This window comes from Telluria sp. AZSoR62 (assembly GCF_058111565.1).
In genome coordinates this window covers 75139-96138 of sequence record NZ_JBYTST010000005.1, presented here as the reverse complement: position 1 = coordinate 96138, position 21000 = coordinate 75139, and the positions used below count along the sequence as shown (strand labels likewise).

Here is a 21000-nt window from a genome sequence, read left to right as displayed (position 1 = left end):
GGGCGTCCGTCGAGCGGGTGCCGGGCGCACCTGCCTTGGCGCCATGCACAGAGGATAAATCAATTGCTCATCTGTTCTTGAGCATAAACAAGAACGCTAGCGCAAAACTGCACGACCTTAGGAGACTCGACAGGAGCGCACCATGGAAGAACTGCTGCCGTATTACGAGCGTGAACTGGTCTACCTGAATACGGTCGGGCGCGAGCTGGCGAACCAGTATCCGCGCCTGGCCAATGAGCTCGGCATGGGCGCCGACGGCAGCGAAGACCCGCATATCCGCCGCCTGATCCAGGCCTGCGCCCTGCTCAATGCGCGCACGGCGAAAAAGCTCGACGACGACTATCCGGAATTCACCGAAGCCCTGCTGGGCAGCCTGTATCCCTACTTCCTGCAGGGCATACCCTCGTGCTCGATCGCGCACGTGGGCATGGAGCCGGGGCTGCATGGGTCCGGCAAGGGGGACGGGGTGCATGCGGTCCCGCGCGGTACCGAGATGAGCGCCCTGCACGGCAAGGGCACGGCCTGCCGCTTCCGCACCGCCAGCCCGGTCACGCTGGCGCCGCTGAGCGTGACGCGCGCCCGCTACGAGCCGGTGGTGCATGCGCCCGCCAACGTGCGCCTGCCGGCGCGCGCCACCGGGCAAGTCGCGCTCACCATCGATAGCGCGGCGCCGGTGCGGCTGCTGCACCAGCAAGGCATGCCGCGCCTGCGCCTGTATCTCGACGCCGACCCGCTGCTGGCGGCCGCGCTGCTCGACACCCTGTTCATGCGGGTCGGCGCCAGCTACCTGGAGGCGGGCGACGGCGGCGCATGGCGTCCGCTCGAGCGCATGCCGCTGGCGCTGGGCGGCTTCGGCGACGACGACGCCCTGGTGCCGCTGCGCCAGAGCGAGCATGGCGCCTACCGGCTGCTGAGCGAATACTTCGCCTTCCCGGAAAAATTCCACTTCATCGACATCGATTTGGGCAAGCTCGCGCCCATGCTGCCGCCGGCGGCGCACCGCTTCACCCTGCACCTGGTCGTCAACGGCCTGCACGGCGACACGGGCGCCGCGCGCCTGCTCGGCACCCTGGGCGCGCCGCACCTGGCGCCCGGCTGCGCCCCGGTGGTCAACCTGTTCCAGCAGGCCGCCATGCCGGTGCGCATTACCCACCGCACGGCCATGTACGACGTCGTTCCGGGCCGCCACGAAGAAGACGTCGAGGTCTACAGCATCGACGCCGTCAAGGTGCTGCGAACCAGCGAGGGCAGGGTGCAGTCGCTGGAGTACCGCCCGTATTACGGCTTGCGCCATGGCGAAGGCGGCGAGCTGCGCGAGCGCTACTGGTTCGCGCGGCGCGACGACCGCGGCCTGCACCGCCACCGCATGAAGATCGGTTTTACCGATGCCGGCTTTTCGCTGACGGCGGACGAACAATGCGTCGCCTCGATCGACCTGACCTGCACCAATGGCTTGCACGCGACCACCACCGGGGTAGGCGCGCCGGGGGGCGACCTGATGAGCGAGACGGCGACTTGCGGCCTGCCGATCCACCTGCTGCGCAAACCCACGCCGCCGCACCGCTTTCCCTCGTCCGGCGGCGCGCACTGGCGCCTCGTGGCGCAGCTGGCCCTGAACCACCGCTCGCTGGGCGACCTGGACGCGCTGCGCGAAGTGCTGACGCTGTACGACGTCTCGCGCTCGGCCGCGACCCAGCGCCAGATCGCCGGCATTACGGCGTTGCAGACCCTGCCGTCCACCGCCTGGATCCGCAACAAGATCGGCGCCACGCTGGTGCACGGCCTCGAGGTGCGCATGACGGTCGACGAGGAAGCCTTTGCCGGCGCCAGCCTGGTGGTGTTTGCCGAAGTGGTGAACCGCTTCTTCGGCCTGTATGTGCACATCAACAGCTTCACCCGGCTGGTGGTGCGCTCAAGCCAGTCCGACAGGGAACTCCTGCGATGCGATCCCCGCAACGGCAGCCTGACCCTGGTGTGATCGAGCGCCTGCTCGAGGAACCCTGGCAGGTCGAGCTGTTCCAGGCGGTCAAGCTGCTGGCGCGCTGGCTGAGGCGCCATGGAGGAGGCGGCTCGCTGGAGTCCAGCATCCGTTTCGAGAACAGCTTGTCGCTCGCCTTTCCCTCCAGCGAAATCGAGCGGCTCAGCCTCGACGCGCCGGAAGATGGCGCCACGCGCGTACGCCTGCGCACCGCGGTCATGGGCCTGCTCGGCGTGAACGGCACGCTGCCGCTGCACTATACCGAGCGCATTGGCGAGTGGGAGCATGCAACCCACGACGAAGGCCCGCGCGCCTTCTACGACGCCTTCTCGAACCGGCAGGTGGCGCTGTTCTACCGCGCCTGGTGCAAGTACCGTGTGCGCGGCGGGCCGGACGAGCACAATCGCGACCGCTTCCTGGCCCAGCTGGCCGCACTGGGCGGCGTCGCCGGCCACGGCGAACCCGAAGCCTGGCTCTCCTTCGAGAGCCTGGCCTATTTTGCCGCCCAGCTGCGCAGCCGCGTGGTCTCGGCCGGCCTGATCGCGGGCGTGCTGGGCGACTACCTGCAGGTGCCGGTGACGGTGGAGCAGTTCACCGGCCGCTGGGACGTGCTCGGCCCGGGCGAGCGCAGCCAACTAGGAAAGAACAACTGCGAAGCCGGCATCGGCGCCACCCTCGGCGACCGGCTGCCGCGGCCCGAGCTCGGCATCCGGATTCGGGTGGGGCCGCTGCCCAGGGCCGTGTTCCAGCGCTTCTTGCCGGGTGCGAGCGGCGCGCGCGGGATTGCCGCCATGCTCGACCGCTTCGCCATCGACATCCCTTACCGGGAGCTGCAGGTGGTGTTGCGGCGCGAGGACGTCGCTGGGGCCAGCCTGGACGGCAGCATGCGCCTTGGCCTGGACGGCTTCCTGAGCACCCGTGCCAATCGGCGCGACCGCGACGACGTCTGCTACCTGCTGTAGTCCCCTTTTCGGAGTCTTGCGCGCGACGCCTGCAAGGCGGGCGACCTACAATCGTTTCTAACGATTGAATGACACCGACAGGAGGATATATGGGTGAAGAAGCAGACCTGGTGAGCGAAAAAGACCTGAAGGGACGGCGCGTGGCGGTCCTGATGACCGATGGCGTCGAGCAGGTCGAATACACCGGCCCGCGCAGTTTCCTCGAGCAGAAGGGCGTGCAGGTCACCCTGATTTCGCCGAAGCAGGCCGGCGAGGAAGTCCAGGGCATGAACCACGACCAGCAGGGCGACCGGTTCAGGGTGGAGCTGAGCCTCGCGCAGGCCGACCCTGCCGACTTCGACGCGCTGCTGCTGCCGGGCGGCGAGGAAAACCCCAAGCGATTGCGCCAGATGCCGGAAGCGATCGCTTTTGTGAAGGCCTTCGACGAGGCGGACAAGACGATCGCCGCGATCTGCCACGGTCCCTGGCTGCTGATCGATGCCGGCATTGCCGAATCCAAGCACCTGACCAGCTATCCGGAAATCAAGGATGACTTCGTCAACGCGGGGGCCGAGTGGACCGATGACGAAGTGGTGGTGGACGGCAAGCTGATCACGAGCCGCAAGCCGGCCGACATTCCGGCGTTTAACGATGCGCTGATGAAGGAGTTGATGGTGATGCAGCTGGCGGGGTCGGATCCGGGGCCGACGTCGTAGGCTGCCGCTCTGTCAGTCGTGTCAATGGCGTCTTGGGAAACCGGACGCCATGTTGTTTGTGGTGCGCGTTTGCTGTTTTCAGTTACGAAACACTTTCTAAGATGAACTTTCGGTACAGAACTGAGCAGATAGCGTCAAGCCGACGAGATGTTGAATTTGGGGAAAAGCAGCTCTGGTGTGGTGAACAACCGCGCTCGCAACGAGATATGCCGGTACGGATAGGGGCAGGCTTGCGATGAATGCGAACACGGCGCCAAAATGGACTTTGCCGGTTGCAAGCTGTCATGCGCGACGAAATACAGCGCGCGGGTTTGACATCCTAGACTGATGAACAGCATTGGCGCGACTAGCCCTATGATCAACATGTGTCTGATCATTCGGGCTGTAATCGATAGCCTCACGAAGCTGAATATTGTCTTGCGCAAGAATCCTCCCGAGTTGCATTCGGCAAGAGCCGCATTTATCAGGTTGATATATCAAGCAAGCTGCAGCTTTTCACGGAAAACCTCGTGGTGCCGAATGGGTGCTTTATTGCGGAGCAAATGTGCCGGGAAAGGAAAACATGCAAAGCCATATAAAAACGTGCGAGCCAAAGAATATTGCGTGAATTTTTTTCAGGGCAATTTCAATACGCGCGCTATACATGATTGCCCACGCGCTTAAATAAGTAGTCAATGAGAATGGCAGACTTGCGCCGTATGCGAGCCCTGAAGGAAAACCTACACTTCCAAAGGTAAACAGCTCGGATACGACAACCAATACGACGTAAAATTGCAGCACGAAGCTCACGGAGGCCAAGGCTATGCCAACTGCCTTTAGTGCAAACTTCGTATTCATCTGAGTCCGTGGCTGTAGATGAATTTCGCTAGATCGAGCCTTCTTCTCGATCCATCTGTACTTGGGCTCGCGTAGTAGAAATGACCGGTTCCCTCGCCGCTATTCTTGGTTTTCCTCATCTGGCGGTAGAGGAGGGGTACAGAAAGCAAAAGCGGAACCTGTGGGATTCCCGCGTATATTGGGTCTCCATGCTCCTTGAGGTCTTTGACGACAATCTTTTTGATATTTCTTTGCTTCTTTAAGAGTTCCAGAAACTCTCTATCGATTGGGCTAGCAACGAGAATCAAATGGTCGACGATATGCCCGTTGTGGGCATAAAACTGAGCCGTCTGGGCGGCGACCAGACTTCCGTAGGAATAGCCTACCATATTGAACTGCGAAGCAGCATTATCTTCCATTCCGTGAATATGCCAGTCTTCGTCGATCGGGCTATCCCGGTACCGGACGCTCAGGCCTGAACGTATGGAGTCGACCGGCATGCTATAAGTTCTGGTTCCTCGAAAAACATGTTGAATGCCGACAGTTTGTAACGCAGCAAGCTGATCGGAAATATATGGGCCATCCAATCCTGCTCCGCCCCAATAGATTGTTCCTCGCGGCTTATTAACCTTGATCGTGATGGGCGTAGTGTCAGATTTCAATGTCATCGCAGCTTTCGCCGTGGTATATGAAACCGGCCCGGGTCTCATACAGCTGCTCCGCTGTATCCCTCGGGCATTATTTCGATCGACACTTCGGATGGGTCATCGGCTGCGACCTTGGCGGTTTTTCCGTCCGCGTCAGTTTTTCCTTCGATCGTTTGCCCATTGAAAGTGAGACGGTAATGACGATTCGGCAGAGGTTCATCAGTTTGCTGGTCACGTAGCAGGAAATGCTGGTCGTATCCTTCATTGGTCTTGCCTGCCCATTCCCCTGACTCGTTCTTTACAAATCGCACGGGCGGCGCTTCGCCGGATGCCTGGCTGATGCCGTCCCGGCCGTTGAGGGTAGAGAGAAGGGGGCAGCCTGCCGCGGTCTTCATGCCGTGCAGGACCCGACAGCGAGAGTTGGTGAGTATCGAGCCAGAAAATCCTTCGGCAATCACACAGTTTTTTTGGCAGGACATTTTCGCGCCCTGGAAGGAGAAGGCTCGTCCCTCATGCGTGAACGTCGGTTCGCCCTCGGCCACCGTACCGCCGCAGGCTGCCTGGTCGCCCGTGCGGATCCATCCGACGATGTTCATGCGCAGCTCCTCTCTACCTGGATGAGATGCTTAATGTAGTGGAGGGCAGGGACAGCACCTTTGACGGCTTTGGGGAAATGTCGAGTGACACCGTTGGTGATCAAGGAAGCGTTGATTTCTGGTGGTTGTTTTGCGTGTCGGTTGAACTCCTGCCGGATGGCAGGGCGGCATCGGCAGGGTGTAGGTTCTGTGCTTCCAACATGAGCGCTTCACTGCGAGGCGCGAGGCTAGCGCACGCGAATCCGCAGCGTCTCGCAGTTTCCTCGCGCCGCAGTGGGCGTGGGCGAACAAAACCGCCGAGGCGGTTTTTTTGGATACGTGGGGGGAAGGCAAGCGCTGCGCGCTTGCCCCTGGTCAGGCGAATCGGAGAGCCTTGCGCTTGCAAGCGCAAGTCGGATTTCCGGCGGGGAGCAGTGCTCCCCGAATTCCCGGAAATCCCCCGCGTCCCGCGGGTTCGATCCCCGCCGCCATTTGCGCAGGCGAAAAAAAACCGCCGAGGCGGTTTTTTTGGATACGTTGGTGGAGGCGGCGGGAATCGAACCCGCGTCCGCAAGCACTCTACAGACAGTTCTACATACTTAGCACTATCAATTAATTTAACCTGGACAACGGGGATGTGCACCCTTTGTACAAGCGAGTTACCTATTATTTAACAGTCGACTAAGTAACCCAGCCTACTGCGAGCCCCTGTAAATGACTCTACTGCCTTGCGGCCACCCCAGGGGCGAGGTGTTGTAGAGCTAGCAGCAATTAAGCTGCGAGTGCGTACGAGTTATCGTTTGCAGTTATTGATTTTCTGGATGTATTTACGAGGTAACCAGTCCTCGGTATGCCCTGCGCTGCTTCGCAACCCACGTCGAAACCAGGTCGCCCCCAACGAACTTCCATTGTACTCCAATTTGTCTGCGCATGCAGCGCTTCGGCGCATATCGCGGCGGATGTCAAGTGGTCCGAAGTTATGCTCAAAGCATGTCAAAACTGCCATATCATGGTCGGGTTACACGGTCTGCATGTGTTCTTTCGACAAGGAATGGCAATGGTCTGTATCGTCTGCGGTAATCGTCAAACGGCAGGGCTCGCGGCCTGGCATGCGACCTGTCCAGCCTGCCGCTATGAAAGCGCGGCGCTCTCTGTAGCGATCAACGAACACACCGGTCCCGAGGTCAACGAGGCCGAACGCGAAGCGGGTCTGAAAGCCCTGCGGCTCGAGAATTTCCGGGCGATCGTCCAGTATGCCAAGCGCCATGCGCACCCAGGCGCGAAGCGGCTGCTCGATGTGGGCAGCGCCCATGGCTGGTTCCTGGAAACCGCGCGCGAGGATTTCGACGTGCTCGGCGTCGAGCCCGACGCGGTGGTCGGTTCGCGCGCCGCGGCGCGTGGCCTGCCGGTAAGGGCCGGCTTCTTCCCGGATGTCTTGCGCGACGACGAACGTTTCGACGTGATCGTCTTCAACGACGTCATCGAACACATCCCGGACATCGGCAGCGCCCTCGAGGCCTGCCGTCAGCGGCTGGACGACGAGGGCATCCTGATCCTCAACCTGCCCAGCAGCCGCGGATTTTTTTACCAGTTGTCAAAAGTCATCGCCCGTATGGGCTGGCGCACGCCCTTCGAGCGCCTGTGGCAGAAAGACCTGCCGTCGCCCCATGTACATTACTTCAGCCCGCACAACCTGTCGCAACTGGTCGCGGGCCGCGGTTTCAAACTGGTCGACAGCGCCGAGCTGCCGGCCCTGCGCGCCAAGGGCTTGCGCGAGCGCCTGAGCTGCGCGGGCAACGTGTCGCCGCTGTCGCTGTGGGTGCAATACCTTGCCATCCTGTGCGCGATTCCCGTGCTGCGCATCTTCCCGAGCGACATCATCGTCTGCATTTTCCGAAAAAAAACCGCAGGCTGATCGCGCCTGCGGTTTTTGGGGGAAGGGCAGTGCCGCTTAGCGGTTGCGGTTGGCGATCTCGTTGCCGAGGTAGCCGCCGCCGATGATGCCGGCCACGGTGGCGAGCTTCTTGCCGTTGCCGCCGCCGACCTGGTTGCCGATCAGGCCGCCGATCACGGCGCCGGTGCCGATGCCGATGTAGTTAGGCTGGCTTGGCGCCGGGGCAGGCTGCTGCGCATAGTAGCGCGGCTCGCTGGCGCGGCTGGCCTTCGGAGTGTGGTGATGGTGCACCACGCGGGTCTTCTCGACCACGCGCACCACCGGCTTTTCCTTGATCACTTCCTTCACCACCACCGGCGCTGGCTGGGCTGCCGGCTGCGTGTAGGCGACCTGCTGGCCTGCCAGCGGCATCGCCATCTGCGGGTAGGGTTGGTTGCCCGCGGCCAGTTGCATCGCCATCTGAGGCGTCACCTGATGGGCTGCCAGCGGGGCGCCCACCTGGCCTTGCACGGCTGCTGCCGGCACCATCACCACCTGGCCCTGGGCGTTGGTCATCGGGACCATGCCTGGCTGCTGGTAGTTGTAAGCCTGGTTCGCTGCCAGGGCGGCCTGGGCTGCCTGGGTATCGGGGGCGCTGTTCGAGGTCGGCAGCAGGCCGGTGATGGCGGCGGCGCCGGTCAGGCTGACGATCACGACCGATGCGGCGGCGGCGGCCATCAGGGGATGAATGCGGTTGAGGCGTGCGGTGGTTTCCATGCTCTGCTCCTAGAAGACAATGTGTTGTCGTATGGGAGTAGATTACTTGCAGGCTCGACCCGGAGATAGACCGAACCCTGTATCAATCGTAATGAGATGTAAGCGAGCCGGGCGGCCCGCTCGGAGAATCAGGCCGCGTTCTCGGCCAGGCGTGCGGTTTCCACCACGGTGCGCAGGGTTTGCAGCAGGTCTGTCGGGGTGTCGAGCAGGTAGTCGGCGCCCCAGGTGGACGGTTCGATGCTGCCGCAATAGCCCCAGTTGCAAGCGACCGTGACCATGCCCGCGGCCTGGCCTGCTTCGATGTCGCGCTTGTCGTCGCCCACGTACCAGCAATGCTGCGGATCGACGCCGAGGCGGCGCGCGCCTTCGAGCAGGGGATCCGGGTGCGGCTTGGCGCGCGGCGTGGTGTCGCCCGAGACGATGCAGCCGGCGTGCGCCAGGCCGATCTGCGGGATCAGGGGATCGGTAAAGCGCGCCGGCTTGTTGGTGACCACGCCCCAGGCCATGCCGGCCTGCTCGATGCCCTGCAGCAGCTCGACAATGCCGCCGAACAAGCTGCTGTGCACGGCCATGTGGTCCTGGTAGCGGTCGAACCACTGCAGGCGCAGCTCTTCATAGCCCTCGTCGCCCGGGCCCAGGCCAAAGGCGGCGCCGATCATGCCGCGCGCGCCGGCCGAGGCCGTGGGGCGCAACACCGCATACGGGGTAGGCTCCAGGCCGCGTTCGGTACGCAGCCAGTTGACGGCGGCCGCGAGGTCGGGCGCGGTGTCGGCCAGCGTGCCATCGAGGTCGAACAGGATGGCACGCGGTGCCGGCAGGACGGTCGGGAGAGTCATGGGAGAAACCGGATCAGAGAGGTTTGCTGCACGCCACCATGTAGTTCACATCGGTGTCGTTGTTGAGCGAATAGATCTTGGTGAGCGGATTGTAGGTCAGGCCTTTCAGGCCGTCGACCTGCAGCCCGGCCAGGCGCGCGTATTGCGACAGCTCGGCCGGCGTGATGAACTTGCCATAATCGTGGGTGCCACGCGGCAGCATGCGCAGGATGTATTCCGCGCCGATGACGGCAAACAGGTAGGACTTCGGATTGCGGTTCAGGGTCGAGAAGAACACGTGGCCGCCGGGTTTGACCAGCTTGGCGCAGGCCTGCACGATCGAGGCCGGGTCCGGCACGTGCTCGAGCATTTCCATGCAGGTGACGACGTCGAACTGGCCGGCTTCTGCATCGGCCATTTCTTCGGCCGCGATGTGCTTGTAGCGCACCTCGACGCCGGACTCCAGGCTGTGCAGGTCGGCGACCTTCAAAGCCTTTTTCGACAGGTCGATGCCGGTGACCTTGGCGCCCTTGCGCGCCATCGCTTCGGACAGCACGCCGCCGCCGCAGCCGATGTCGATCACGTTCTTGCCCAGCAGCGGGGCGCGCGCATTGATCCACTCCAGGCGCAGCGGGTTGATTTCATGTAACGGACGGAATTCGGACGTCGGGTCCCACCAGCGGTGGGCCAGCTCGCTGAATTTCTGGATTTCTAAAGGGTCTGCGTTCGTAGTCATAGGCGGATCATACTGGAAATGCGGGGCGTGACGAGATGGCGCACGGAAAATTTGTCGCTGCTTTCCGGACAAGATCGGGACCGATCCGCGAAAAAAAACCCCGCCGAAGCGGGGCTTGTGGCACAGCTGCCGGGATTACTTGTTGACGGTACGGGTACCGACGACTTCGATCTCCACACGGCGGTTCTTGGCGCGGCCGCTCGCGGTCTTGTTGCTGGCTTCCGGCTGCTTTTCGCCCTTGCCTTCGGTGTAGATGCGGTTTTCTTCCACGCCCTTGCCCTTCAGGTAAGTCTTGACGGCTTCAGCGCGGCGGATCGACAGCTTCTGGTTATAGGCGTCGGTGCCGATCGAGTCGGTGTGGCCGACGGCAATGATGACTTCCAGGTTCATGTCGCCCAGCTTCGCGCTCAGGTCGTCCAGTGCCGCCTTGCCGGCTGGCTTGAGCACGGCCTTGTCGAAATCGAAGAAGGCGTCAGCCGAGTACGACACTTTTTCCGAGGTCGGCACTGGCGCCGGTGCAGGTGCCGGGGCAGGCGCCTGCTCGACGACGGCAGGTGGCGGCGGTGGCGGTGGGGCGACGCACTTGCCGTTTTCCAGCTTTTCTGGCGGCACGCAGATCGGCGCGTCGCAGCCCGGCACGGCATCGGCCGGGGTCCAGTAGCCGGTACGCCAGCACAGGCCAAAAGGATTGCGGGCAATCACGCCGCGGCTGTCCTGGACATAGGCACTGTGCGGGGTGCGGGCCTTGATGTCGGTGGTCAGCGGAGCGTACGGCGGCGCGCTTTGTGCAAACGCGTTGCCTGCCAGGGCCGAGGCGAGCAGCAGGAGGGTTGCCAGTTTATTCATATTCTTTTCCTTTCGGTGAATTCCGTGCGGCAATGCGTTATGCAGCGGGGCGTTGTGGTCAAGATACTAACACGCCACAGCTGTGGTCAGTTTCGCATTGTGAAACAAACAATTAATTTCCTGTCCATTTTGCCACACGGACCAAAATCGTACGACTGCACCTAAATCAAACTTCATGCATATTTCTCTAGCACGTTGTTTTACCGCAACATTGGGTCAAAAGCACTATGTCCGTATCGACAATACTGGAAGGCTCGCCTGGCTCCCTCCAGTTGTAGAGGAATTGTGCTGGCAATAAGAGGTGCATGGTAGAATCACGAGTTAGTAAACATAACCATCAGCCTGAAAGCAGTCGACCCGCCCAATGGATCAATTCGCAAAAGAAACAGTTCCCATTTCCTTAGAAGAAGAAATGCGCAAGAGCTACCTCGACTACGCGATGAGCGTGATCGTGGGGCGAGCCTTGCCGGACGTGCGCGACGGCCTCAAGCCGGTGCACCGCCGCGTGCTGTACTCCATGCACGAGAGCAATTACAACTTCAACCGCCCGTATGTGAAGTGCGCGCGCGTGGTTGGCGATACCATGGGTAAGTACCACCCGCACGGCGACGCGTCGATCTACGACACGCTGGTGCGCATGGCCCAGGACTTCTCGCTGCGCTACACGCTGGTGGACGGGCAGGGCAACTTCGGCTCGATCGACGGCGACAGCGCCGCGGCGATGCGCTACACCGAGTGCCGCCTGGATAAGATCGCCAGCGAACTGCTGGCCGACATCGACAAGGACACGGTCGACTTCCAGCCGAACTACGACGGCAAGGAAAAAGAGCCGACCGTCCTGCCGACCAAGATCCCCAACCTCCTGATCAACGGTTCGTCGGGCATCGCTGTGGGCATGGCGACCAATATCCCGCCGCACAACCTGTCCGAGATCATCAACGGCGCCCAGCACCTGCTGCGCAACCCGGACTGCACGATCGACGAGCTGATCGAGATCATCCCGGCGCCGGACTTCCCGACCGCCGGCATCATCTACGGCGTCTCGGGCGTGCGCGACGGTTACCGCACCGGCCGCGGCCGCGTGGTGATGCGCGCCAAGACCCACTTCGAGGAATATGGCAAGGATGGCGGCCGCATCGCGATCATCATCGACGAGCTGCCGTACCAGGTGAACAAGAAGTCGCTGCTCGAGCGCATCGCCGAGAACGTGCGCGACAAGAAGCTCGAGGGCATCAGCGACATCCGCGACGAGTCGGACAAGTCCGGCATGCGCGTGGTCATCGAACTGAAACGCGGCGAAGTGCCGGAAGTGGTGCTGAACAACCTGTACAAGCAGACCCAGCTCCAGGACACCTTCGGCATGAACATGGTGGCGCTGGTCAATGGCCAGCCGAAGCTGCTGAACCTCAAGCAGATGCTCGAGTGCTTCCTGTCGCACCGCCGCGAAGTGGTCACCCGCCGCACCGTGTTCGAGCTGCGCAAGGCGCGCGAGCGCGGCCACATGCTCGAAGGCCTGGCCGTCGCGCTGGCCAACATCGACGACTTCATCGCCATCATCAAGGCCGCGCCGACCCCGCCGGTAGCAAAAGTAGAGCTGATGCAGCAGGCCTGGGATTCGTCCCTGGTGCGCGAGATGCTGGGCCGCACCGAGACCGCCGGCGCCGGCGGCATCGAGGCCTTCCGTCCCGAGCACCTGCCGAAGCACTACGGCATGCAGCCGGATGGCCTGTACAAGCTGTCCGACGAGCAGGCCCAGGAAATCCTGCAGATGCGCCTGCAGCGCCTGACGGGTCTGGAGCAGGACAAGATCGTCAACGAGTACAAGGAAGTGATGACCCACATCGCCGACCTGCTGGACATCCTGGCCCGCCCCGAGCGCGTCACGACGATCATCAGCGACGAGATGGTGCAGATCAAGAGCGACTACGCCGAGAACGGCAAGGACACCCGCCGTTCGGTCATCGAGCACAATGCCAGCGACCTGGAAACCGAAGACCTGATCACCCCGCAGGACATGGTGGTCACGCTCTCGCACACCGGCTACATGAAGTCGCAGCCGATCGCCGAATACCGCGCCCAGAAGCGCGGCGGCCGTGGCAAGCAGGCGATGGCGACCAAGGACGAAGACTGGATCGACCAGCTGTTCATCGCCAACACCCACGACTACATGCTGTGCTTCAGCAACCGCGGCCGCATGTACTGGCTGAAGGTATGGGAAGTGCCGCAGGGCTCGCGCAACTCGCGCGGTAAACCAATCGTCAACATGTTCCCGCTGCAGGACAACGAGAAGATCACGGTCATCCTGCCGCTGTCGGGCGTGAACCGGACCTTCCCGGAAGACCACTACGTGTTCATGTCGACCTCGCTCGGCACGGTCAAGAAGACGCCGCTGCGCGACTTCTCCAACCCGCGCAAGGCCGGCATCATCGCCGTCGACCTGGACGAAGGCGACTTCCTGATCGGCGCGGCCCTCACCGACGGCCAGCACGACGTGATGCTGTTCTCGGACGGCGGCAAGGCAGTGCGCTTCGACGAGAACGACGTGCGCCCGATGGGCCGTACCGCGCGCGGCGTGCGCGGCATGAACCTGGAAGAAGGGCAGCAGGTCATCGCGCTGCTGGTGGCCGAGAACGAGCAGCAGTCGGTGCTCACGGCAACCGAGAACGGCTTCGGCAAGCGTACCCCGATCACGGAGTACACCCGCCACGGCCGCGGCACCAAGGGCATGATCGCGATCCAGACCTCCGAGCGTAACGGCAAGGTGGTCGCCGCCACGCTGGTCGATACCACGGACGAGATCATGCTGATCACGACCGGCGGCGTGTTGATCCGCACCCGTGTGTCGGAGATCCGCGAGATGGGCCGCGCGACCCAGGGCGTGACCCTGATCGCCGTGGAAGACGGCACCAAGCTGTCCGGCCTGCAGCGCATCGTCGAGACCGACCTCGAAGAGGTCGAGCTCGAACAGGCGCCTGAGTAACAGCATCAAGACGGGCCGCATCGACGCGGCCCGTTTTTTTATCGCCAGGCCTGGTAAGCCTGCCGCGCATGACCTCATACAGGGCGTACCGGCCCGCACCAATCCAATGAAGAAGCTTGTCCTCGCCCTGGCTGCCAGTGCCGCTTTCGCAGTCCTCCCATCGTTCGCCCTGGCCGCGCCCGGCGCCGACCCGCAGGCCACCGCTGCCGTGAAGGCCATGCTCGAGGCGATGGAGATGCGCAAGAACATGAACGCCATGGCCGCCGAGATGCAGAAGGCCATGCCGGCCATCATGCGCCAGCAGGCGATCGCCATGATCCAGGCCGACCCCAAGCTGGGCGCCGAGCAGAAGAAGGACGCCGCGGCCAAAGTCGAGAAGATGCTCCCTGGCGTGTCCCAGGCAGTAAGCAAGATTTTCAGCGACCCGGCCCTGATCGACGAGATGATCACCGAAATGGTGCCGCTCTACGCCAACAACTACACGATTGCCGAGATCAAGCAGCTGACCGCCTTCTACCAGACCCCGGTAGGCCGCAAGATGATGACGCTGGCCCCCAAGCTTTCGGCCGAAGGCATGGCCATCGGCCAGCGTGTCGTCACCCCGCGCCTGGGCAAGTTGATGCAAGATGTGATGCAGGACGCACAGAAACCGTAACGCCTAAGAAAAGGACCGCCGCATGGCCCAACCCACGCAGATCTTTAACTTCTCGGCCGGCCCGGCCGTGCTTCCGAAGGAAGTGCTGCAACAAGCCGCTGCCGAGATGCTCGACTGGCACGGCAGCGGCATGTCGGTGATGGAGATGAGCCACCGCGGTCCGGAATTCGTCTCGATCTACCAGCAGGCCGAGGCCGACCTGCGCGAACTGCTCGCGGTCCCGGCCAACTACAAGATCCTGTTCATGCAGGGCGGGGGACTGGCGCAGAACGCCATCGTCCCGATGAACCTGGCCGGCTGCTGCGGCCAGCCAGCCACCATCGACTTCGTCCATACCGGCACCTGGTCGGGCAAGTCGATCAAGGAAGCGAAGCGCTACGCCAACGTCAACATCGCCGCTTCCGGCGAAGCGGGCGGTTTCACCGCGGTGCCGCCGCAGGAAAGCTGGCGCCTGACCCCCGGCGCGGCCTACCTGCACATCTGCACCAACGAGACCATCGACGGCGTCGAGTACAACTTCGTGCCCAGGGTCGATCCGCGCCTGCCGATCGTGGCCGACATGTCCTCGCACATCCTGTCGCGGCAAATCGACGTCTCGCAATACGGCGTGATCTACGCCGGCGCCCAGAAGAACATCGGCCCGGCCGGCCTGACCATCGTGATCGTGCGCGACAACCTGCTGGACGACGCGCTGCCGGACTGCCCCTCGGCCTTCCACTACAAGACGGTGGCCGAGCACGAGTCGATGTTCAACACGCCGCCGACCTATGCGATCTATATCGCCGGGCTGGTGTTCGCCCACCTGAAGCGCCAGGGCGGGGTGGCGGCGATGGAACAGATCAATATCGAGAAAGCGCGCCTGCTGTACGCGGCGCTGGACGCCGACGATTTTTACCAGAATCGCGTGGCGCCGGAATACCGTTCGCGCATGAACATACCGTTCTTCCTGCGCGACGAATCCCTGAACGACCCATTCCTGGCCGGCGCGAAGGCGCGCGGGCTGCTGCAACTGAAGGGCCACAAGTCCGTCGGCGGCATGCGGGCATCGATCTACAACGCGATGCCGCTCGAGGGGGTGCAAGCCCTCGTCGATTATTTGAACGAATTCGCGGGACGATAAGGCAGCAGGGCGGCCGGCAATGCCGGCCGCGCGTTCGACGAACGCCTGCGCCGCCGCGCATCACTCAACGCCCGATTTCTGGTTGAACCACATGTCCGAAAAACTCACCCCCCTGCGCGAACAGATCGATGCGATCGACGCGCAAATCCTGGACCTCTTGAGCCGGCGCGGCCGCGTCGCGCAAGAGGTCGGCCACGTCAAGGCCGAAACCAATGCCCCGGTGTTCCGCCCCGAACGCGAAGCCCAGGTGCTGCGCGGCGTGGCCGAGCGCAACCCGGGTCCGCTGAAGGACCAGGACGTCCAGACCATCTTCCGCGAGATCATGTCGGCCTGCCGCGCGCTGGAAAAGCGCGTCACGGTGGCGTATCTCGGCCCGTCCGGCACCTTCAGCGAGCAGGCCGTGTTCCAGCAGTTCGGCACCGCCATCGAGACGCTGCCCTGCGTGTCGATCGACGAAGTCTTCCGCGCCACCGAGGCGGGCACTGCCGACTTCGGCGTGGTCCCGGTCGAGAATTCGTCCGAAGGCGCGATCAACCGCACGCTGGACCTGATGCTGGCCACCACCACCGTCATCAGCGGCGAGATTTCCATCCCCGTCCACCACAGCCTGATGACGAAAACCGGCTCGATGGATGGCGTGACGGTCGTCTGCGCGCACTCGCAGGCGCTGGCCCAGTGCCAGGTCTGGCTCAACCTGCACCATCCCGGCATCGAACGCCGCGCCGTGGCGTCCAATGCGGAAGCCGCGATTTTGGCGAGCAAGGATCCGACGGTTGCCGCGATCGCCAGCGAGATGGCGGGCGAGCAGTACCAGTTGGGGGTAGTGCAGGCGCATATCCAGGACGACCCGCACAACCGCACCCGCTTCGCCGTGATCGGGAGCCTGCAGACCGGCCCGTCGGGCCGCGACCATACCTCGGTCGTGCTGGCCGTGCCGAACAAGGCCGGCGCCGTCTACAACCTGCTGGCGCCGCTGGCGAGACACGGCGTGTCGATGACGCGTTTCGAGTCGCGCCCGGCGCGCATCGGCACCTGGGAATACTATTTTTATGTCGACATCGAAGGCCATGTGATCGACGCGCCAGTCGCGCGCGCCCTGGCCGAGCTGAAAGACAATGCCGCCTTCTTCAAGGTGCTGGGCTCCTACCCGCAAAGCCTCTGAACCCTTTTACTATTTTTCGAGAATCCCATGTCCCAATTCGGTCCAGATTACGTTCGCGCCATCGCCCCTTACCAGGCCGGCAAACCCATCGCTGAAGTGGCCCGCGAGTTCGGCCTCGACGAAGCCAATATCGTCAAGCTGGCCTCGAACGAGAACCCGTTCGGCGTGCCCGAATCGAGCCGCGCCGCGATGGCGCAGGCGGCCGCCGACCTCGGCCGCTACCCGGACGCCAACGGCTTCGAGCTCAAGGCCGCGCTGTCGGCCCGCTACGACGTGCCAGCCGAATGGATCACCCTGGGCAACGGCAGCAACGACATCCTTGAAATCGCCGCCCACGCCTTTGTGCAAAAAGGCGAGTCGGTGGTGTACTCGCAGTATTCGTTTGCCGTGTATGCGCTGGCCACGCAAGGCGTGGGCGGACGCGCGATCGTGGTCCCGGCCAAGCAATACGGCCACGACCTGGATGCGATGGCCGCGGCAATCGAATCCGACACCCGCCTGGTCTACGTCGCCAACCCGAACAACCCGACCGGCACCTTTATTTCGGCTGCGCAGATCGAAGCCTTCCTGGACAAGGTACCGGCCAACGTGGTCGTGGTGCTGGACGAAGCCTATAACGAATACCTGGCGCCGGAACACCAGTTCGAGTCCAGCAGCTGGGTGCGCAAGTATCCGAACCTGGTGGTGTCGCGCACCTTCTCGAAAGCTTATGGCCTGGCCGGCCTGCGCGTGGGTTTCGCCATCGCCCAGCCTACGGTGACCGACCTGATGAACCGCATCCGCCAGCCCTTCAACGTGAACTCGCTGGCGCAGGCCGCCGCGATCGCCGCGCTCAACGACAAGGCATTCCTGGACAAGGGCGCCCGCAACAATGCCGAGGGCTACCGGCAGATGGTCGCCGCTTTCGAGGAGCTGGGCCTGGAATACGTGCCCTCGTTCGGCAACTTCGTGCTGGTGAAGGTCGGCAGCGACGATGCCGCCGGCGCGCGCGTGAACCTGGCGCTGCTCAAGCAGGGCGTGATCGTGCGCCCGGTCGGCAACTACGGCCTGCCGCAATGGCTGCGCATCTCGATCGGCCTGCCGCAGGAAAACGCCACCTTCATCGCAGCGCTGAAGCGAGCGCTGACAGGCGCGAGCGCGCAGGCTTGATGATCGAACGGCTCGTCATCGTCGGCGTCGGCCTGATCGGCGGCTCGTTCGCGCTGGCGCTGAAACAGGCCGGCGCGGTGCGCACCGTTGCTGGCCTGGGGCGGTCGCCGGAGGCGATGGCGCGGGCCCTGGAACTGGGCATCGTCGATGAAGTCTGCGCTAGTGCCGAGCAAGCCATGCGCGGCGCCGACCTGGTGCTGCTGGCAGCACCGGTGGGGCAGACCGGCGCCATCCTGGATTCGCTCCTGCCTTACCTCGAGCCATCGACACTCATCACCGACGCCGGCAGCACCAAGTGCGACGTGGTGGCGGCGGCGCGCACGGCGCTGGGCGAGCGCGTGCGCCAGTTCGTGCCGGGCCACCCGATCGCCGGCAGCGAGTCGAACGGCCCCGATGCGGCAATGGCGGGCCTGTACCGCGGCAAGAAGACCGTGCTTACGCCCTTGCCGGAAAACGCCGCCGCCGATGTCGAGCGCGTCGCCGGCGCCTGGCGCCTGTGCGGCTCGCTCGTCCATACCTTGAGTCCCCAGGACCACGACCGCGTGTTCGCGGCGGTGAGCCACCTGCCGCATTTGCTGGCCTATGCGCTGGTGGACGACATCGCTGGCAAACCGCACGCCGGCATGCTGTTCCAGTATGCCGCCAGCGGCTTTCGCGACTTCACGCGCATCGCGGGGTCCTCGCCCGAGATGTGGCGCGACATCAGCCTGGCCAACCGCGACGCCTTGCTCCACGAGCTCGATGCTTATCTGGCACAATTAACGACATTGCGGGCTACCCTAGCAGCCGCCGACGGTCCCGGTCTCGAAGCCGTTTACGCCAACGCGCAGCGCGCGCGGCGCGAATGGATCGAGGCGATCGAGGCCGGCTCGCCCCCGCCGCACCATCAGGACACAGAATGACGCAGTCTAAACACTACCCCGAACATATCGACCTGGAGCCGGTCATCCACGTCGAAGGATCGGTGCGCCTGCCGGGCTCCAAGAGCATTTCGAACCGCACGCTGCTGCTGGCGGCGCTATCCGAAGGCACGACCACGATCCACGACCTGCTGGCCTCGGATGACACCATGGTGATGCTGGGCGCGCTGCGCTCGCTGGGCATCAAATGGGACGAGGTCGACGAGCGCACCGTGATTGTGCATGGCAACGGCGGGGTGCTGCCGGTGCACGAGGCGGACCTCTTCATGGGCAATGCCGGCACCGCGATCCGGCCGCTCACCGCGGCCCTGGCCGTGATCGGCGGCGACTACACCCTGCATGGCGTCTCGCGCATGCACGAACGGCCCATCAAGGATCTGGTGGAAGCCCTGAACGAAGTGGGCGCCCAGATCGAGTACACCGGCGAAGCGGGCTTCCCGCCGCTGCGCATCCGCCGCGGCCACATCACGGCCCACCGCATGGCGGTGCGCGGCAATGTGTCGAGCCAGTTCCTGACCGCGCTCTTGATGGCCGCGCCCCTGATGGCCACGACCCACGCGGTGTCGATCGACGTGGTGGGCGAGCTCATTTCCAAGCCCTATATCGAGATCACCCTGAACCTGATGCGCCGCTTCGGCGTGACGGTGGAGCAGAACGGCTGGGCCTCGTTTACGGTTCATCCGGGCCAGCGCTACACCTCGCCGGGCAGCATCCACGTCGAGGGCGACGCCTCGTCGGCGTCGTACTTTCTGGCGGCCGGCGCGATCGGCGGCGGGCCGGTGCGGGTCGAAGGCGTGGGCGAGCACAGCATCCAGGGCGACGTGCGCTTTGCCGATGCGCTCGAGCGCATGGGCGCGATTGTCACCCGCGGCGAGAACTGGATCGAGGCGCGCTCGAATGGCGTCCTGAAAGCCATCGACGCCGACTTCAACCATATTCCCGATGCCGCGATGACGATTGCCGTGGCCGCGCTGTATGCGGACGGCCCGAGCACGCTGCGCAATATCGCCAGCTGGCGCGTGAAGGAAACCGACCGCCTGGCCGCGATGGCGACCGAGCTGCGCAAGGTGGGCGCCGAGGTGGAGGAGGGGCCGGACTACATCCGCATCACCCCGCCCGAGCAGTTGAAGCCGGCCACCATCGACACCTATGACGACCACCGGATGGCGATGTGCTTCTCGCTCGCTTCGCTGGACGGCAAGGCGCGGCGCGGCAACGCGATGCGCATCAACGACCCGAAGTGCGTGGCCAAGACCTTCCCGGAATATTTCGAAGCCTTCGCCGGCATCGCCAAGAACGAGTTGTTTTAATTCCATTAACCTGTGGGCGGCCTGCCGCCCACAACACACCCTCCCTATGCCGAACAATCCTATTCCTGTCATCGCCATCGACGGGCCCACTGCTTCGGGCAAGGGCACGGTCGCATCGAAAGTCGCCGAGCGCCTGAGCTTTCACCTGCTCGATTCGGGCGCCCTGTACCGCCTGACCGCCCTGCAGGCGCTGCGCCGCGGCCTGGAGCTGCGCGACGAGCACGGCATCGCCAAGCTGGCCGAGCACCTGCCCGCGCGCTTCAACGGCGGCGACATCTTCCTGAACAACGAGAACGTGACGGCGGCCATCCGCGCCGAGGAAGTTGGCAACATGGCATCGAAAATCGCCGCGCTGCCGACCGTGCGCCAGGCGCTGTTCGCACTGCAGCTGGGCTTCCGGGAAGCTCCCGGCCTGGTGGCCGACGGGCGCGACATGGGCACCGTCATCTTTCCCGGCGCGAAGTTAAAAGTTTTCTTGACCGCAAGCGTCAAGGCACGTGCCGAGCGCAGGTATAAGCAATTGATTGACAAAGGAATTTCTGCTAATATGGACGATCTGCTGGCGGATTTGCAGGCGCGAGACGAGCGCGACACGCATCGCGCAGTCGCCCCGCTGGTCCCCGCGGCAGATGCGCATCTCCTCGATACCTCGAACATGACGGCTGCGGAAGCAGTCGAGCAGGTCCTGGCGTGGTATGCGGATGCGTAGTTTTGTCTTGAAAAGTTCTGAAATGGCGGTTTGAAAGAGTAGCTAGCTTTCAGACCGTCATTCCGGCGAAGGCCGGAATCCAAGCTTGTTGCGTCATCGTTGGCTCGAGTCATCGCCGCGGGAAACGCACAGTAACTTGGGTCCCGGCTTGCGCCGGGACGACGTGCCGGGGCAGGTGGCGAATATGACAGGTGGCGGAAGTTCATGCTCCTGGCACATCACCCCCAACCACAGCACATCGTCCGCGTAGGGTGCCTGCGAACACAATTCCGTGC

The 21000-nt window shown here is 63.5% G+C and carries 19 protein-coding genes and 1 other RNA gene; 12 read left to right on the top strand and 8 right to left on the bottom strand.

Going from position 1 to position 21000, the window contains the following annotated elements; translation table 11 throughout:
* The first annotated feature begins 142 nt into the window (after positions 1–142).
* The 3 genes from tssF to AC3XQU_RS09910 all read left to right on the top strand — a co-directional run bounded on the left by tssF (position 143) and on the right by AC3XQU_RS09910 (position 3635).
* On the top strand, positions 143–1978 hold the full coding sequence (tssF, locus tag AC3XQU_RS09920) for a type VI secretion system baseplate subunit TssF (protein WP_489873990.1): 1836 nt from the start codon (positions 143–145) through the stop codon (positions 1976–1978).
* Positions 1942–2940: a type VI secretion system baseplate subunit TssG gene (tssG, locus tag AC3XQU_RS09915; protein WP_489873989.1), complete on the top strand. Its 999-nt coding sequence runs from the start codon at positions 1942–1944 to the stop codon at positions 2938–2940. Before tssF ends, tssG begins: the two co-directional genes overlap by 37 nt.
* A gap of 89 nt (positions 2941–3029) precedes the next feature.
* Entirely contained in the window at positions 3030–3635 is a 606-nt protein-coding gene (locus AC3XQU_RS09910; protein ID WP_489873988.1) for a type 1 glutamine amidotransferase domain-containing protein, read from the top strand.
* Between the two features lie 528 nt (positions 3636–4163).
* Here the strand turns inward: AC3XQU_RS09910 and AC3XQU_RS09905 are convergent.
* From AC3XQU_RS09905 to ssrA, 4 genes are all read right to left on the bottom strand, one after another.
* Positions 4164–4472 carry a hypothetical protein gene (locus AC3XQU_RS09905; protein WP_489873987.1) on the bottom strand — a complete coding sequence of 103 codons (309 nt, stop codon included), beginning with the start codon at positions 4470–4472 and terminating at the stop codon, positions 4164–4166.
* A complete protein-coding gene (locus AC3XQU_RS09900) occupies positions 4469–5119 on the bottom strand; it encodes a hypothetical protein (protein ID WP_489873986.1) in 651 nt (216 codons plus the stop codon). The genes AC3XQU_RS09905 and AC3XQU_RS09900 overlap by 4 nt, the downstream gene beginning before the upstream one ends.
* A gap of 38 nt (positions 5120–5157) precedes the next feature.
* A complete protein-coding gene (locus AC3XQU_RS09895) occupies positions 5158–5694 on the bottom strand; it encodes a PAAR domain-containing protein (RefSeq protein WP_489873985.1) in 537 nt (178 codons plus the stop codon).
* Between the two features lie 517 nt (positions 5695–6211).
* Positions 6212–6569: a transfer-messenger RNA gene (gene ssrA, locus AC3XQU_RS09890) on the bottom strand.
* A gap of 161 nt (positions 6570–6730) precedes the next feature.
* Between ssrA and AC3XQU_RS09885 the strand changes: the two genes are divergently transcribed.
* The gene (locus tag AC3XQU_RS09885; RefSeq protein ID WP_489873984.1) at positions 6731–7588 is read left to right on the top strand and encodes a class I SAM-dependent methyltransferase; all 858 of its coding nucleotides are present in this window, start codon (positions 6731–6733) and stop codon (positions 7586–7588) included.
* Between the two features lie 36 nt (positions 7589–7624).
* On the opposite strand, the gene AC3XQU_RS09880 is transcribed toward AC3XQU_RS09885, so the two are convergent.
* The 4 genes from AC3XQU_RS09880 to ompA all read right to left on the bottom strand — a co-directional run bounded on the left by AC3XQU_RS09880 (position 7625) and on the right by ompA (position 10720).
* Positions 7625–8323, bottom strand: a complete 699-nt coding sequence (locus AC3XQU_RS09880) for a glycine zipper 2TM domain-containing protein (protein WP_489873983.1) — start codon at positions 8321–8323, stop codon at positions 7625–7627.
* A gap of 128 nt (positions 8324–8451) precedes the next feature.
* On the bottom strand, positions 8452–9159 hold the full coding sequence (locus AC3XQU_RS09875) for an HAD family hydrolase (RefSeq protein WP_489873982.1): 708 nt from the start codon (positions 9157–9159) through the stop codon (positions 8452–8454).
* Between the two features lie 13 nt (positions 9160–9172).
* Positions 9173–9874: a bifunctional 2-polyprenyl-6-hydroxyphenol methylase/3-demethylubiquinol 3-O-methyltransferase UbiG gene (gene ubiG / locus AC3XQU_RS09870; protein WP_489873981.1), complete on the bottom strand. Its 702-nt coding sequence runs from the start codon at positions 9872–9874 to the stop codon at positions 9173–9175.
* 135 nt (positions 9875–10009) lie between these two features.
* Complete coding sequence (ompA, locus tag AC3XQU_RS09865) at positions 10010–10720, bottom strand: outer membrane protein OmpA (RefSeq protein ID WP_489873980.1); 711 nt, start codon at positions 10718–10720, stop codon at positions 10010–10012.
* Positions 10721–11084: 364 nt separating this feature from the next.
* Here ompA and gyrA point away from each other — a divergent pair, with 364 nt between their 5' ends.
* The 8 genes from gyrA to cmk all read left to right on the top strand — a co-directional run bounded on the left by gyrA (position 11085) and on the right by cmk (position 20725).
* Positions 11085–13700: a DNA gyrase subunit A gene (gene gyrA, locus AC3XQU_RS09860; RefSeq protein ID WP_489873979.1), complete on the top strand. Its 2616-nt coding sequence runs from the start codon at positions 11085–11087 to the stop codon at positions 13698–13700.
* Between the two features lie 106 nt (positions 13701–13806).
* Positions 13807–14355 (top strand): DUF2059 domain-containing protein, encoded by a 549-nt coding sequence (locus tag AC3XQU_RS09855; RefSeq protein ID WP_489873978.1) that lies wholly within the window; start codon positions 13807–13809, stop codon positions 14353–14355.
* Between the two features lie 22 nt (positions 14356–14377).
* Positions 14378–15475, top strand: coding sequence for a 3-phosphoserine/phosphohydroxythreonine transaminase (serC, locus tag AC3XQU_RS09850; protein ID WP_489873977.1), 1098 nt, complete (start codon positions 14378–14380; stop codon positions 15473–15475).
* A 91-nt stretch (positions 15476–15566) separates the two neighbouring features.
* On the top strand, positions 15567–16637 hold the full coding sequence (gene pheA / locus AC3XQU_RS09845; protein ID WP_489873976.1) for a prephenate dehydratase: 1071 nt from the start codon (positions 15567–15569) through the stop codon (positions 16635–16637).
* Between the two features lie 27 nt (positions 16638–16664).
* Positions 16665–17786 carry a histidinol-phosphate transaminase gene (gene hisC / locus AC3XQU_RS09840; protein ID WP_489873975.1) on the top strand — a complete coding sequence of 374 codons (1122 nt, stop codon included), beginning with the start codon at positions 16665–16667 and terminating at the stop codon, positions 17784–17786.
* Complete coding sequence (locus tag AC3XQU_RS09835) at positions 17786–18688, top strand: prephenate dehydrogenase (protein ID WP_489873974.1); 903 nt, start codon at positions 17786–17788, stop codon at positions 18686–18688. The genes hisC and AC3XQU_RS09835 overlap by 1 nt, the downstream gene beginning before the upstream one ends.
* Positions 18685–20016 (top strand): 3-phosphoshikimate 1-carboxyvinyltransferase, encoded by a 1332-nt coding sequence (gene aroA / locus AC3XQU_RS09830; RefSeq protein ID WP_489873973.1) that lies wholly within the window; start codon positions 18685–18687, stop codon positions 20014–20016. The genes AC3XQU_RS09835 and aroA overlap by 4 nt, the downstream gene beginning before the upstream one ends.
* Before the next feature lie 46 nt (positions 20017–20062).
* Entirely contained in the window at positions 20063–20725 is a 663-nt protein-coding gene (gene cmk / locus AC3XQU_RS09825) for a (d)CMP kinase (RefSeq protein ID WP_489873972.1), read from the top strand.
* Positions 20726–21000 lie beyond the last annotated feature (275 nt).

Bases quoted from the DNA above. Each gene is read 5' to 3' on its own strand.
- serC (WP_489873977.1), top strand. From the start codon at position 14,378: ATGGCCCAACCCACGCAGATCTTTAACTTCTCGGCCGGCCCGGCCGTG.
- AC3XQU_RS09900 (WP_489873986.1), bottom strand. From the start codon at position 5,119: ATGACATTGAAATCTGACACTACGCCCATCACGATCAAGGTTAATAAG.
- AC3XQU_RS09835 (WP_489873974.1), top strand. From the start codon at position 17,786: ATGATCGAACGGCTCGTCATCGTCGGCGTCGGCCTGATCGGCGGCTCG.
- AC3XQU_RS09875 (WP_489873982.1), bottom strand. From the start codon at position 9,159: ATGACTCTCCCGACCGTCCTGCCGGCACCGCGTGCCATCCTGTTCGAC.
- AC3XQU_RS09880 (WP_489873983.1), bottom strand. From the start codon at position 8,323: ATGGAAACCACCGCACGCCTCAACCGCATTCATCCCCTGATGGCCGCC.
- AC3XQU_RS09885 (WP_489873984.1), top strand. From the start codon at position 6,731: ATGGTCTGTATCGTCTGCGGTAATCGTCAAACGGCAGGGCTCGCGGCC.
- tssF (WP_489873990.1), top strand. From the start codon at position 143: ATGGAAGAACTGCTGCCGTATTACGAGCGTGAACTGGTCTACCTGAAT.
- hisC (WP_489873975.1), top strand. From the start codon at position 16,665: ATGTCCCAATTCGGTCCAGATTACGTTCGCGCCATCGCCCCTTACCAG.
- pheA (WP_489873976.1), top strand. From the start codon at position 15,567: ATGTCCGAAAAACTCACCCCCCTGCGCGAACAGATCGATGCGATCGAC.
- AC3XQU_RS09895 (WP_489873985.1), bottom strand. From the start codon at position 5,694: ATGAACATCGTCGGATGGATCCGCACGGGCGACCAGGCAGCCTGCGGC.
- AC3XQU_RS09905 (WP_489873987.1), bottom strand. From the start codon at position 4,472: ATGAATACGAAGTTTGCACTAAAGGCAGTTGGCATAGCCTTGGCCTCC.
- gyrA (WP_489873979.1), top strand. From the start codon at position 11,085: ATGGATCAATTCGCAAAAGAAACAGTTCCCATTTCCTTAGAAGAAGAA.
- AC3XQU_RS09910 (WP_489873988.1), top strand. From the start codon at position 3,030: ATGGGTGAAGAAGCAGACCTGGTGAGCGAAAAAGACCTGAAGGGACGG.
- ompA (WP_489873980.1), bottom strand. From the start codon at position 10,720: ATGAATAAACTGGCAACCCTCCTGCTGCTCGCCTCGGCCCTGGCAGGC.
- aroA (WP_489873973.1), top strand. From the start codon at position 18,685: ATGACGCAGTCTAAACACTACCCCGAACATATCGACCTGGAGCCGGTC.
- tssG (WP_489873989.1), top strand. From the start codon at position 1,942: ATGCGATCCCCGCAACGGCAGCCTGACCCTGGTGTGATCGAGCGCCTG.
- AC3XQU_RS09855 (WP_489873978.1), top strand. From the start codon at position 13,807: ATGAAGAAGCTTGTCCTCGCCCTGGCTGCCAGTGCCGCTTTCGCAGTC.
- ubiG (WP_489873981.1), bottom strand. From the start codon at position 9,874: ATGACTACGAACGCAGACCCTTTAGAAATCCAGAAATTCAGCGAGCTG.
- cmk (WP_489873972.1), top strand. From the start codon at position 20,063: ATGCCGAACAATCCTATTCCTGTCATCGCCATCGACGGGCCCACTGCT.